Annotated in this window: 14 protein-coding genes and 3 pseudogenes; all 17 read left to right on the forward strand. The window is 44.6% G+C overall.

Going from position 1 to position 12,176, the window contains the following annotated elements:
- Positions 1-11: 11 nt before the first annotated feature.
- The 17 genes and pseudogenes from J2X61_RS05455 to J2X61_RS05530 all read left to right on the forward strand — a co-directional run bounded on the left by J2X61_RS05455 (position 12) and on the right by J2X61_RS05530 (position 12,117).
- Complete coding sequence (locus J2X61_RS05455; protein ID WP_310186461.1) at positions 12-3,353, forward strand: hypothetical protein; 3,342 nt, start codon at positions 12-14, stop codon at positions 3,351-3,353.
- Between the two features lie 138 nt (positions 3,354-3,491).
- Entirely contained in the window at positions 3,492-4,106 is a 615-nt protein-coding gene (locus J2X61_RS05460) for a PH domain-containing protein (RefSeq protein ID WP_274469058.1), read from the forward strand.
- A gap of 126 nt (positions 4,107-4,232) precedes the next feature.
- Positions 4,233-4,676 carry a hypothetical protein gene (locus tag J2X61_RS05465; protein WP_310186464.1) on the forward strand — a complete coding sequence of 148 codons (444 nt, stop codon included), beginning with the start codon at positions 4,233-4,235 and terminating at the stop codon, positions 4,674-4,676.
- A gap of 145 nt (positions 4,677-4,821) precedes the next feature.
- Complete coding sequence (locus J2X61_RS05470) at positions 4,822-5,040, forward strand: hypothetical protein (protein WP_310186467.1); 219 nt, start codon at positions 4,822-4,824, stop codon at positions 5,038-5,040.
- A gap of 178 nt (positions 5,041-5,218) precedes the next feature.
- Entirely contained in the window at positions 5,219-5,701 is a 483-nt protein-coding gene (locus tag J2X61_RS05475; RefSeq protein WP_310186470.1) for a DUF2975 domain-containing protein, read from the forward strand.
- Between the two features lie 159 nt (positions 5,702-5,860).
- Positions 5,861-6,556: an aspartate/glutamate racemase family protein gene (locus J2X61_RS05480; protein ID WP_310186757.1), complete on the forward strand. Its 696-nt coding sequence runs from the start codon at positions 5,861-5,863 to the stop codon at positions 6,554-6,556.
- Between the two features lie 30 nt (positions 6,557-6,586).
- The gene (locus tag J2X61_RS05485; RefSeq protein ID WP_310186472.1) at positions 6,587-7,366 is read left to right on the forward strand and encodes an SDR family oxidoreductase; all 780 of its coding nucleotides are present in this window, start codon (positions 6,587-6,589) and stop codon (positions 7,364-7,366) included.
- 85 nt (positions 7,367-7,451) lie between these two features.
- Entirely contained in the window at positions 7,452-7,928 is a 477-nt protein-coding gene (locus tag J2X61_RS05490) for a DinB family protein (RefSeq protein ID WP_274469063.1), read from the forward strand.
- A gap of 220 nt (positions 7,929-8,148) precedes the next feature.
- Positions 8,149-8,298, forward strand: a complete 150-nt coding sequence (gene rpmG / locus J2X61_RS05495) for a 50S ribosomal protein L33 (RefSeq protein ID WP_274469064.1) — start codon at positions 8,149-8,151, stop codon at positions 8,296-8,298.
- 61 nt (positions 8,299-8,359) lie between these two features.
- Complete coding sequence (locus J2X61_RS05500; RefSeq protein ID WP_274469065.1) at positions 8,360-8,833, forward strand: hypothetical protein; 474 nt, start codon at positions 8,360-8,362, stop codon at positions 8,831-8,833.
- Positions 8,826-9,701: an AAA family ATPase gene (locus J2X61_RS05505; protein WP_274469066.1), complete on the forward strand. Its 876-nt coding sequence runs from the start codon at positions 8,826-8,828 to the stop codon at positions 9,699-9,701. Before J2X61_RS05500 ends, J2X61_RS05505 begins: the two co-directional genes overlap by 8 nt.
- A 300-nt stretch (positions 9,702-10,001) precedes the next feature.
- Positions 10,002-10,181: pseudogene (locus J2X61_RS36300) on the forward strand (hypothetical protein); the annotation flags it as partial.
- Positions 10,168-10,701 (forward strand): annotated as a pseudogene (locus J2X61_RS05510) (ABC transporter ATP-binding protein). The pseudogenes J2X61_RS36300 and J2X61_RS05510, both read left to right, overlap by 14 nt.
- Positions 10,702-10,718: 17 nt before the next feature.
- Positions 10,719-11,045 (forward strand): annotated as a pseudogene (locus J2X61_RS05515) (MFS transporter); the annotation flags it as partial.
- A gap of 72 nt (positions 11,046-11,117) precedes the next feature.
- Positions 11,118-11,261 carry a hypothetical protein gene (locus J2X61_RS05520; RefSeq protein ID WP_310186477.1) on the forward strand — a complete coding sequence of 48 codons (144 nt, stop codon included), beginning with the start codon at positions 11,118-11,120 and terminating at the stop codon, positions 11,259-11,261.
- A 108-nt stretch (positions 11,262-11,369) separates the two neighbouring features.
- The gene (locus J2X61_RS05525; RefSeq protein WP_310186479.1) at positions 11,370-11,705 is read left to right on the forward strand and encodes an HIT domain-containing protein; all 336 of its coding nucleotides are present in this window, start codon (positions 11,370-11,372) and stop codon (positions 11,703-11,705) included.
- A gap of 220 nt (positions 11,706-11,925) precedes the next feature.
- A complete protein-coding gene (locus tag J2X61_RS05530) occupies positions 11,926-12,117 on the forward strand; it encodes an HAD hydrolase-like protein (protein ID WP_310186482.1) in 192 nt (63 codons plus the stop codon).
- Positions 12,118-12,176: the final 59 nt, after the last annotated feature.

Below are 12,176 nucleotides of genomic sequence, written 5' to 3' on the forward strand. Positions count from 1 at the left end.
GGGGTACAACGATGAAGCGGTCCTGGACTCAGTGGGTGGTGGTGTTGTTCATTATCATCGCGGCGGCAGCCACCCCAATGGCGGCTTGGAAATGGAAGTCAAGCCAAGTCCTGAATGTGGCTATTCTAGATAAAACAGTTCCCGACACAACGTACCGGGAGCATAAGGGTCTAATGTGGCTTCTCAATTATTTCAAATATGTCCAAAATGATCGAACGGCTTATTCCATCGCGAACGATTATTTCGGCTACGTTCCTGGTGCGGAGGGTTCCAATGCCGTTCGCGACCTGAAGCTGTCCGAAGACTACGATCTGGTCTATATTGCAGATACGTATGGCGTGTACAAAGATGATATGACGCAAATGGCGATGCGCGGTAACCGATCGGATAAAATTTATGGTGGACTGCAGCTCTCCGATATCGAGCAAATCAAGAATGCGATCTATAAAGGAACCTCTCTGATCGCCGAATTTAACACGTTCGGGAGTCCGACCGACAATGCGGCCAAACAAGCGCTGTATGAAATCATGGGAGTCCGCTGGTCGGGCTGGATCGGCCGTTATTTTCCCGATTTGGCAGGCGGAGGGGAGCTTCCGGATTGGGCAAAGAGCAATTATGAGAAGCAAACCGGGCAAAAATGGACCTTCCAAGGCCCAGGCTTCCTCTTCGTTAAGGATGATGACCAGGTAGCTGTGCTGGAGGAAGGGAAAGAATCCGGAAAGCGGGGCAATGTATTCTCTTTGACGGAGAAGGGGAAAGCCTTTGTCGGCAAGACGGTTGAAACCCGGTACAATTACTGGTTCGATGTCATCGAGGCAGAGGACAAGGAAGGCATTCTGGCGAATTACGACCTTGACTTGACTGAGGCCGGCGAGAAGAAGCTGAAGACGCTAGGCATCCCTTCAACATTCCCGGCCGTCGTCAAAAATGATACGGGTACGTATACCTCCTATTATTTGGCGGGGGATTATGCCGATCATCTCGAAGCCCCTGATTTTTACCAGTACCAATGGCTGGATCAGCTGTTTGCCGCCTTCGCTTGGGATTCCGGTAAAAATCAGCAGAGCTTTTACTGGAAGGCTTATCGGCCGCTTCTGAAGCGGATATTGGAGGAAACGGCGCAGAAGAAGCAGCAGCCGACAGTCATTCCAGCTAATACTCATGCCGTTACGACGGATGGTATCACGATTCCGGCCAAAGTAGGCAGCCAATATTTGCAGTTGTATCAGAACGACAGCTGGAGCGACATGCTCGTCAAAGGCGTCAACATCGGTATGGGGAAGCCTGGAAAATATCCGGGAGAAGCCTCGATTACGAAGGCGGAATATTTGCGATGGTTCAAGTACATAGGAGCTATGAATGCCAATGTCATTCGTACGTACACCTTGCACCCTCCGGCTTTCTATGAGGCGCTTCTCGAATATAACAACAAAGCTTCCAAACCGCTTTATTTATTACATGGCGTATGGATTAATGAAGAGAAGCTTCTCTCATCGAAAGACGTCTATACCAAAGAGCTTTGGACGGAGTATGTTGAAGAGATGCAGCGGACCGTCGATGTGATTCACGGCCATGCCGATTTGCCGGCCAATCCGGGGCATGCTTCGGGGACCTACAGGGCCGATATCTCGAAGTACGTACTGGGTTGGGTACTAGGTATTGAGTGGGATCCGAAGATCGTTGTCGAAACGAACCAGAAGCACCAAGGGATGCCGGATTTCAATGGGCGCTACTTCCGAACAGAGCAGGCTTCTCCCTTCGAAGCATGGTTGGCCTCGACGATGGATGAAATCTCCGTATACGAGTCGGATCACTATCATTGGCAGCGGCCGACCAGCTTTACGAATTGGCCTACTACCGATATGATCGAGCATCCATCCGAACCGCTGATGGAAGAAGATATGGTTTCGGTCAATCCGAACGTCATTTGGACGAAACCGACATTTCAGGCTGGCTATTTCGCATCGTATCATGTGTACCCTTATTACCCGGACTTTATGAATTATGAGACGAAGTATACCGATTATGTTGATTTCCGCGGGGAAAAGAACAGCTACGCGGGCTACCTGCACGATCTGAAGCAGATGCACCGCATGCCTGTGCTCGTTGCCGAATTCGGGGTTCCTGCCTCACGTGGAATGACACACCGCAATGTGCGGGGATGGAACCAGGGTGCTCATAACGAACAGGAGCAAGGCGCTATCGATGGCCGGATGTTCGAGGAAATCACGAAAGAGGGCATGGCCGGAGGCCTAGTCTTTACTTGGCAGGACGAATGGTTTAAGCGGACATGGAATACGATGGATTTGGATAATCCGGATCGCAGGCCGTTCTGGTCAAATGTCCAAACTAGCGAGCAATATTTCGGATTGATGGCCTTTGAGCCAGGAGAACCGCAACAGGGATTGTATGTGGATGGCGATATTAACGATTGGACGAAGGAGAAGCTTACTCCTGTGCCTATGAAGGGTGCCGCCGCCCAAGCCTTGGACGGTGACGATCCGCAAAGGGAAATCAAGCAAATGTTCGTATCCAGCGATGCGCGCAACGTGTACTTCCGAATTGATTTCGGACAAAACGGCGGGCCCTTGGACTGGTCAAAGACAGGGGCTTCGATATTGCTTGATACGATTCCGAACCAAGGCCAGCATCGGATTCCGGGCGGAAGCGGCCTGACGACGGATGCCGGAATCGACTTCATCATTGATCTGAAAGGGCCGAAGCAATCGCGTATTTGGGTCGACAGCTATTACGATTCTACGTATTATCAGTACGGCGGTGTGCTGAAGATGATGCCGTGGCTGGATTATGCCAATCAAAAGGACAATAGCATCTTCCACAAAATGACGCTTGTGTTGAACAAAGAGATGGAAGTTCCGAATGTTCGCGGTTTAACGTTGCAGCTGCCGCTTGAAACCTATGAAACCGGGCTATTGCGCTACGGGAACGGGAATCCGGACAGTCCAAGCTTTGATTCGCTTGCCGATGTGGCTTACGATGACAAGGCGCATGTCGTCGAGGTGAGGATTCCGTGGCAGCTGTTGAATGTGAAGGATCCGAGTACCCGAGAAATGATGGGTGATCTGTGGCAGAAGGGGCTTCAAGCAACGGAGCAAATGCCGGGCATTAAGATCGCGGCGGTTACGTACAAGCCCGATTCGCAGCCTAACGGAGACGCTCCAGGAAGCCAGCACATTTCGTACTCAATGCCAGCTTTGAACGGTAATGTGCTTCAATCCGCAGACATGTTCAACTATCAATGGGATAAATGGGAGACACTGGATTATCATGAGCGACTCAAAAAGTCCTATTATATGATTCAGGATTTGTATCAAAAGATAACAATGCCATAGGAAACAAGCCGGCACCGGGTCTCGACCGGTGTCGGCTTGTTTCTATTCATTTAAATCCATTATCTTAATTCATACTTTTGAAGAAAAAGTTGCCGTGCTATACTGAAATTATGAGTCGAATAGGAGAGGATGATTTCATTGTTTAAGAAGCTTGCGGCAGATGCTTTAGGGTTAAGTGATATCGGTAAGGTAATCAGTCCGACTGATTTTGACAAAGTAGATTCTGATGATTATGTCATGCATGAAGACGGGGAGAAAATTTTCTTCATCATCAAATCGAAGAAGGACGAATACTGCTTCACCAACCTTGCCCTAATTCACCTAGATGGGGATAGTGCTATTAGCAGTAAGCGTATGCTCAAGCGTTACAGTTACCATACAAATGCAATTGCCAATGTGTATCTGGAAACTGCAGGAACGATCGATCTGGACGTTGAGATCAAATTTGTTATTGGTAACGTAAACTTCTCAATTGATGTGGACAAGAAGCAAATTGAGCAGATCAAAGACTTGTACAAAGCATTAATTAATATCTCCGAGACGGTAGCACATAACGATGAACTGTTCGAATATGCGAAGCAAAGCATAGGGATTGCTAAGGAAGCGACAGGTCGCCTCACAACACAAACTACATCCCCAGCCGCCCAATTCGATGCTATCAATGAATCCACCTACAATTGGTTGAAGGGGAAGCACTCCGAGTTAAAGATTAAGGATTTCGGGTACATCTTCGAACGGTATATTAACAACTAACACACTGAATTTCATATTTATAAACATATTGGAGAAGAGACCAGTCAAATCATGGATTGGTCTTTTCTTTCATTAAGCGGGCTTCCGTAAAATCAAGTTGTTAGCGTTTAGATGGAGGGAGAGCATATGGGCGAGAATGAAAATGCGGGAATTCTTTTATTAACAAATGCGATATTAAAAGATACTAAACTTTCACTTAAAGCCAAGGGACTTTATTTCAATATGATTTTCTTAATCGAAGAACAGGATTTGACCATAAGCATGATTAAGAAAATGAATCAAGTCGATAGTGAACGTTCAATTAAGATGTGCCTCACCGAGCTTGAAAATGGCGGTTATATTATCCGAAAAACGCTTCAAGATGGAGAGGCTAGTTGGGATCTTAATCGTTCAATGAATAAAAAAAGCAAAAAAGAAGTAACAGTGAACCCAGTAAACGAAACTATTAAAAATCAAACGACTAAGCCTGTAAGGAAAAAGGTGCAACCAAAGAAAAATTCAACACGGAAAGCAGCCAAAAAAACCGGACTGAATCGTGCTATAAGCAGTTTTTTAAGAGAATTCTTTTAATCCATATCGAGAAGTTTCTAAATGGAATTGTCTGGGGATTCACCGAGTGCTCTGAGCACTTTTACACGGTAAAAGGCCCATACATAAAATGGATTCTTACAGGGCATTTTAATTCAATTCCAATACGAAGGAGTTGAATTAACCGGTGCCCCAACCTAGAGACAACGATGGGAAATTAGGTAGTAAAGTTGAAGTGGATTCGGATGCGAACGAAGATCGTAATCGAGAGGAGCAACTAGATGACTCCTTTGAAGCTTGGTATGAAAATATCGGTGATCAGGTTAAGCAAAAGCTAGATCTTACGAATGTGCCGCAAGACAATGTATTTGATTCGGCCGTCGATTTGGATGAGGATCCTTCCTAGGATCAGATGCATACGCATTGTTAGTAAGAGCATTTCTTCGTCATGAGAAATGCTTTTTTTTGTTTTTGGGATTATTTCCTTAACAATAATAAATTAATCATAAACAATACAAATTTATTGTTAAACGATAAATGTTGTGTTAAAGTCATTTTATAAATTACTTAGCGAGGTGCTCTTAATGAAACGGGGAACAACTTACTTTTTGAAGATGTCAGTTATTCTAATTGGAATCCCAATTCTTGCTTTGTGCATATTTATAGTTCCTAAAATCGGGAATTTTGCTGGAGAATTATATCCAAGTATTGCTTATTTGAAATCTCTCGTATTAATCGATATGTACGCGGCAGCCATACCATTTTACTTTGCGCTGTATCAAGCTTTTAAACTTGTAAGTTATATTGATAAGAACCAAGCGTTCTCGGAATTGTCCGTAAAGGCTTTGAAGAATATAAAATACTGCGCCATCACAATCAGTACCTTGTACTTGCTAGGGATGCCGCTCTACTATCTCATGGCGAGGAGAGTGGACCCTCCAATTATCACAGTCACCGGATGGGTCATTATTGTCGCTTCTATGGTGATCGCTATTTTTGCTGCTGTTCTCCAAAGACTTTTACAGGAAGTTATAAATATAAAATCAGAAAATGATTTAACGATCTGAGGGAATCGAATCTATTCTTCACCTTTATTCATCTCCTTCAGTTAAATCATGGGCTACTTAGTCCCAATATATGGTATGATGATATCAAGGGTTTGTACAGCCATTCATACTACGAACGCTGTTATTATTTATTAAATATTTAATCTGAGGTGTTTAGCTATAAAAACAATTGGCCTAATTGGCGGAATGAGTTGGGAGTCATCCTTGCTTTATTACCGAATCATCAATCAACGTGTGAAAGAGATATTAGGCGGACATCATTCCGCAAAAAGTCTTATGTATTCGGTGGATTTCCACGAGATCAAGACTCTTCAACATGAAGAGAAATGGGATGAAGCCACAAAAATCATGATTGATTCAGCACAGAAGCTTGAATCTGGTGGTTCAGATTTCATTGTCATATGCACGAATACGATGCACATAATGGCAAATGAAGTAGAAGAAGCGGTCTCAATACCAGTACTACATATAGCTGATGCAACGGGATTGGAGATTGTTAAATCTGGAATTAAAACAATCGCTTTGCTCGGAACCTCATTTACGATGGAACAAGAGTTTTACAAGGGTAGACTTCATAATAAATTCGGACTTCAAGTTATCATTCCTGATGAAGCATCCAGGAAGATTGTACATAATGTCATTTATCAGGAGCTTTGTCTCGGAATAATAAATGAACATTCGAAACAGTCTTTTATAGAGATAATTAATAAATTAGTCCAAGATGGGGCGGAAGCCGTCATCCTTGGCTGCACAGAGATCACCTTATTAATCTCTCAACTGGATTGCAAGGTGCCTATATTCGATACAACGAAAATCCATGCTGAATATGCCGTGGATTATGCTCTGAAAGATTAACTAAATAGCACAGGGTGTGAATAAAAAGTCATGAATAATACCGGCAAATTAACAGGTCGAATCGCGCTTGTTACGGGCGCAGGTCGTAGAGCAGGAATCGGGGCAGCCGTGTGCAAAGAGTTGGCCAGTCAAGGTGCGGATATATTTTTTACACATTGGGATAACTATGATCAGCAAATGCCTTGGGGCAGTAATGCTGCAGAATCAGAAACGCTTCAGGAGGAAATTCGCTCCGTCGGCGTCCGCTGCGAACACCTTAAATTGGACCTATCCTTACCTGAGAACACTGTAGAGTTAATGAATTGTGTCAATCAGAGGTTAGGGGAGCCTTCCATTCTTGTAAACAATGCTTGCTACTCGGTAAATGATGATCTAACTACGATTACATCGGAGTCCTTAGATGCTCACTATGCAATTAATGTTAGGGCGGTAGTTTTACTTAGTGTTGAATTCACCAAACGATACAGACAACAGACCGGTGGCCGGATTATTAATATGACATCAGGTCAATCCCTTGGTCCCATGGCCGGTGAAATCTCTTATGCCGCGACGAAAGGAGCTGTTGATTCCTTTACACGCACGTTTGCTGCAGAGGCTGGACCTAAAGGAATTACAGTAAATGCAGTGAATCCTGGCCCGACTGACACCGGTTGGATGACCGCGGAACTTCGGAATCAGCTTTCAACTCATTTTATAGCCGGTAGAGTCGGTTTGCCCAAAGATGCTGCTCGTCTGGTTGCATTCTTAGCCTCCGATGAATCAGAGTGGATAACTGGCCAAGTGCTCCATTCAACCGGGGGATTCAATTAACGGAGATTCGGCTGCCCGTTGTACATTGAGTAACGGGAGTTTAGTTGCAGTCTGCGGGTTACATTAAAACAGGAGGGGGATTGAAGTGGAGGAACTAATTAAGGAGTATGCCTTAGGATACACAATGCTTCGGGAAGCTATCGAAGGATTGTCAGAGGAGGAGTTCCGCTTCAAGCCTGCTCCGGACAAATGGAGTATTCATCAAATCCTCATTCATGTGACAGATTCAGAGATTTCGTCCACATCTAGACTAAAAAAAGTTTTGGCGGAAGATGAACCGACTCTGATTTCATTTGATCAAGACGCATGGGCGAATAACTTGGGGTATGAATTATTAGACCGTGAGCAGTATCTACTTCTGTTCAAATTGCTGCGTTCCAGTATGCAGACAATTCTAGATAATCTAACTACTGAACAAAGCGAGCGAGTGGGAGTGTATGCCGACCATGGACGGTTCACATTTAAGCAATTAATGGTATACCGCATCGAACATGTCCGCAACCACCTTGCTCAAATTGAAAGGGTAAAGAAGGCATACCGCGATAAGCAAGTAACCAATTAAGCTGACCAACATTTGCTCCTCCTGGAAATAGACAATCGTTGCAGCGAAAGATGAAATAGGAGCCCTCATCTGAGGGCTATTTGAATTGGCTATGCAAATTATTTGATTTTGTTGACACAAAGAAAGGGAAAGGTTATATTACTTCATGTAAATCGTAATAATTACTATTTATTCAATGGATCTACCAAGACGTGAGTTGCTTACAAGGGAGGTGATTACTTTGCGAGTTGTCATTACATTAGCCTGCACAGAAACCGGAGATCGGAACTACACAACGACGAAGAATAAGAAAAACAACCCTGAGCGGTTGGAGTTCAAGAAATATTGCCCCCGCCTCAAGCGGGTGACGCTTCACCGTGAAACCAGATAAAACACAGCCCCCTGGGTATAAGCGCAGGGGGCCAATTCAACAAAGAGGCAGGTAGATAGGTATGCGCGCTTCTGTTCCTGATCCTAAAGAAATCACAATTAGCCAACATACCAAAACACGGTGGCACCGCCGCGGGGAGGAATTGTTGCAATGGATGGCACGGGATAAAAATTGTAAGAGGCCAAAACGTATCGCTGCATTCGAAAATTCGTATGTGGACGAAGAATTGGTCCACGCTTTGACTCTTCTAAACCGGAAGGGAATTGTCACGGAATACTCTTGTGCTGGAGTGAGTCCTCTTGATGAACCGGAAGATCATTCTTTGTATGCGTATATGACCTTACATGGCAGCGATCGTTCTCTTGCCTTTATCCAAGCTGCCATGAAGCGAATGAAACACCGCATTCTGGTCTCCTTTGAACCCGAAAGAAACCGATATGATCTGTCCTCTTTCTATATCGGCCATAACCGCACGTTCTGCCGGCTGATCCAGGCGTGTGCGGAAGATTTTCCGTTTGCAGGAGTCAGTGAATGAATCTAAACCCAACAGCGTGAAGCGAGGCGATAACGGTTTGACTACAAAAAAGAATATTCGGCTGCCAAAATCGAAAGGAATTGAGACAGCCTCCGTATACACTTCTGAAGCATGTAAAGAAAAGATAAAACATTTTGTGCTTCCTGACAACAATCGGCAGATCATAGAAGAATTTATTGCTATTCAAGGGATGAAGCCGAAGTTTGAAGAAGCCGAGGTCCCATTGCCCAATAAAGTCGTCATGTTTGGAACGCCAGGTACAGGCAAGACGCTCACAGCCTACTACCTGGCTCACCGTTTGGATCTCCCACTCATCATCGTTCGGCTGGATGCCATTATCCATAGCCATCTTGGAGAAACAGGTTCCAACATTCGCAAAATTTTTGAATATGCCAAACTGGCTAATTGCGTTCTCTTCTTTGATGAGTTCGATGCCCTTGCACGTGCAAGGGATTCCATTGATGAAGTGAAGGAAATGGCGAGAGTCGTCAATACCTTGCTGCAATGTCTGGATGAGTTTAACGGGGACAGCATCTTCCTTGCCGCTACAAACCTGCAGGAAGAATTAGATTATGCGATTTGGCGAAGGTTTGATACCCGAATGACATATGAACCGCCAAAAGCAAAGGAGTTACATCTCTTTTTGGCAAAGCTGCTTGGCGATTCAGCTGAGAATCTCGAATTGATCGAAACCTCCATACCTCTCCTCCAAGGTTCCAGTTATGCTGAGATTGAACAAATTATTCTAAAAGCGAAGCGAACGACGCTCATTCAGGATTGCAAGATGAGTTATGATACGATTGTAAATGCCTATAATGCTTATAATCCGGCATACATGAAGAAGCAGCTTAAGTTCGCGGTTGAATAAATTAACCGAGCATCGTTTGTATTTATCGGGACATCGTAAAGCGATGATTGAACTGCTTCTGCGATCTGCTTCCTGTGTGTTAACGAATTTTATAATCGTAATAATTACCGCTAAGGTGGAGGTGAATAACTATTTATCAGCAGACTTTCATTCTCACTTATATAAGTCAGGGGGGCTCAGCCCATTGTAAAATCAGTTCCCATTCACAGAAGTGGAGAAATCGTAAGTTCTTACATACATACGAACGGAAATTTATCGAAGTGATGAAACTACACATAATCACAAATCACAGAAGTAACTGAGATTATCATTGCTGACGAGCCGACTACAGCGCTTGATGCCATCTCTCAATATGAAGTCGTCCAGATTTTTACAGACGCTCAGCATCCATATACCCAACATCTGGTATCCTCCCGATTAGCGCTGAGCTCCCCGTTCAAAAAGATCATGGAGGAGAGGAGATTGCTTGCTAGTCGTTGACGGGTTTGAGAAATCTTATCGCAAGAACGGATTGTTTTCCAAAGAAAAGCTGCAGATCCTGAAGGATGTCCGTTTTACCTGTGGGTATGGCGAATGTCTGGGAATTATCGGGGAAAGTGGAAGCGGCAAATCGACGCTAGGGCGGCTGATAGCCGGAGTGGGGCTGAACCCTTCCTATCGTCATAAATTCCCGCATGAGCTATCGGGGGGAGAGGCACAGTGCGTGTGCATCGCCCGGGCTATCGCAACGGAACCCCAATGTATCGTGCTGGATGAAGCCATCAGCTCTCTCGACGTATCGGTCCAGGCGTAAGTGCTCGATCTGCTGCAAGATTTAAAGGCGGCATACGGCATGAGCTATATTTTTATCACGCATGACATTCAGGCTGCCGCCTATCTTTGTGACAGGGTGATCTTTTTCAGGAATGGGCAAGTGGAAGAAATCGTTCCTGTCGAACAGCTAAAACATGTTCAGTCCGAATACGCAAGGCAATTACTGCAAATGCAAATCACGTTGTAAGGTTGGAGGAAGAAATTTTGATCGGAGCGTTGTCCTGGCCTTTTCTGCGTTTATATTTGCTCGCTCTTCTCTTCTTCAGCGCCAATTCCATCCTGAATGTCATTATCCCTTTACGCGGGGGATCGCTTGGAGCCAGCAACACAACGATTGGGTTGGTCATGGAGGCGTATATGTGTACGGCTATGATATTTCGCCCATGGGCAGGCGAGATCATCAAACGGCATGGTCCGATAAAAATATTACGCATAATCCTGGTTATGAACGAATGTGCGCTGCTCTTGTATCCGTTTAGCGGCTTGGGCGGCTTTCTGGTCGCGCGCATCCTGCAAGGAAGTTCAACGGCCTTATAAACGACATATTTAAGTTTTGTTTTGCCGCAGACGAGCCGCAATGTGCTCCTTGGTTTATTCATTGCTATGGCTGATTTAGGATTGTCTTTAGGTGGAGTTATCATGGGGCCGATTGCGGATGTTACTTCTTATTCATTTATGTATATGGTTTGTGCCGCGATGGGAGCGGCGATGATCGTTTTTTCCTATGATCGGCGAAACTGCAGATAATTGTCGGGCCTCATTACGCTAATGGCAGGATCCTTCAATGCACTACGATAAATCTCGTCCCTAAGATAGGGTTCTTATGCTAAAATTAGAGAAACAAGATAGGGAGGGATGGTATTGTCTGAGGATTTTTATTGTGACGAGGTTTTAAGTGGTCGTACTTCCGTAAATAAAGTATTTGAGACGGATAACGTTCTTGCCTATCATCATACTCGCCCTTTTTATCCCGTTCACATTGTTGCGATTCCCAAGAAGCACATCTCGTCACTGCTGACATTAGAAAAACACGACAATGAACTCTTCATTGAGCTGATGGACGTTGTTAAAAAAGTGGCATCACAAGTACAGTCCGAATATGGGGCATGTAGAGTATTGACGAATTTAGGAAAGTACCAAGACTCCAAACATTTACATTTTCATATCTTCCACGGCGAACCATTAGGCTAAACAAAGTCTGGGTGACGGGACAATCGGCGGTACAGGACATTTTATTCATCCTAATGATTTTTCTCTATACCAGGGAGCTCTAGAAGCAATAAATGATCTGAAAGCAGCTGGTCTCAAGGTATTTGCATTTACAAATCAACACCGGATTTCCCGGGGGCAGGCAAGTTTTGATGATTTTCGAAATCAATTCACAGAAAGGCTTGATTTGAAGTAATGTGCTGTGATAGGGGATGTCGGCGATACGGATATGTTAGCCGCAAATGCTGTTGGGGCAATGAAAATATTGGTTAAAACTGGCTGGGGAGAAGGATCCCTTCAGGACTATCGATTCAAATGGAAAGAAACCGAACCAGAGTATATAGCAGAGAATATTAATGATGCGGTGAAATGGATTTTGAAATATCATTCGTGAATAACGTAGGACGAATAATCAGGGAGCAGCTCGCCTCACGGCAGGCTGCTCCCTGATTT

Source organism: Bacillus sp. 3255 (assembly GCF_031456485.1).
Taxonomy (GTDB): domain Bacteria; phylum Bacillota; class Bacilli; order Paenibacillales; family NBRC-103111; genus Paenibacillus_E.

Bases quoted from the DNA above. Each gene is read 5' to 3' on its own strand.
- J2X61_RS05455 (WP_310186461.1), top strand. From the start codon at position 12: ATGAAGCGGTCCTGGACTCAGTGGGTGGTGGTGTTGTTCATTATCATC.
- J2X61_RS05465 (WP_310186464.1), top strand. From the start codon at position 4,233: ATGGGCGAGAATGAAAATGCGGGAATTCTTTTATTAACAAATGCGATA.
- J2X61_RS05475 (WP_310186470.1), top strand. From the start codon at position 5,219: ATGAAACGGGGAACAACTTACTTTTTGAAGATGTCAGTTATTCTAATT.
- J2X61_RS05485 (WP_310186472.1), top strand. From the start codon at position 6,587: ATGAATAATACCGGCAAATTAACAGGTCGAATCGCGCTTGTTACGGGC.
- J2X61_RS05500 (WP_274469065.1), top strand. From the start codon at position 8,360: ATGCGCGCTTCTGTTCCTGATCCTAAAGAAATCACAATTAGCCAACAT.
- J2X61_RS05520 (WP_310186477.1), top strand. From the start codon at position 11,118: ATGGCTGATTTAGGATTGTCTTTAGGTGGAGTTATCATGGGGCCGATT.
- J2X61_RS05525 (WP_310186479.1), top strand. From the start codon at position 11,370: ATGGTATTGTCTGAGGATTTTTATTGTGACGAGGTTTTAAGTGGTCGT.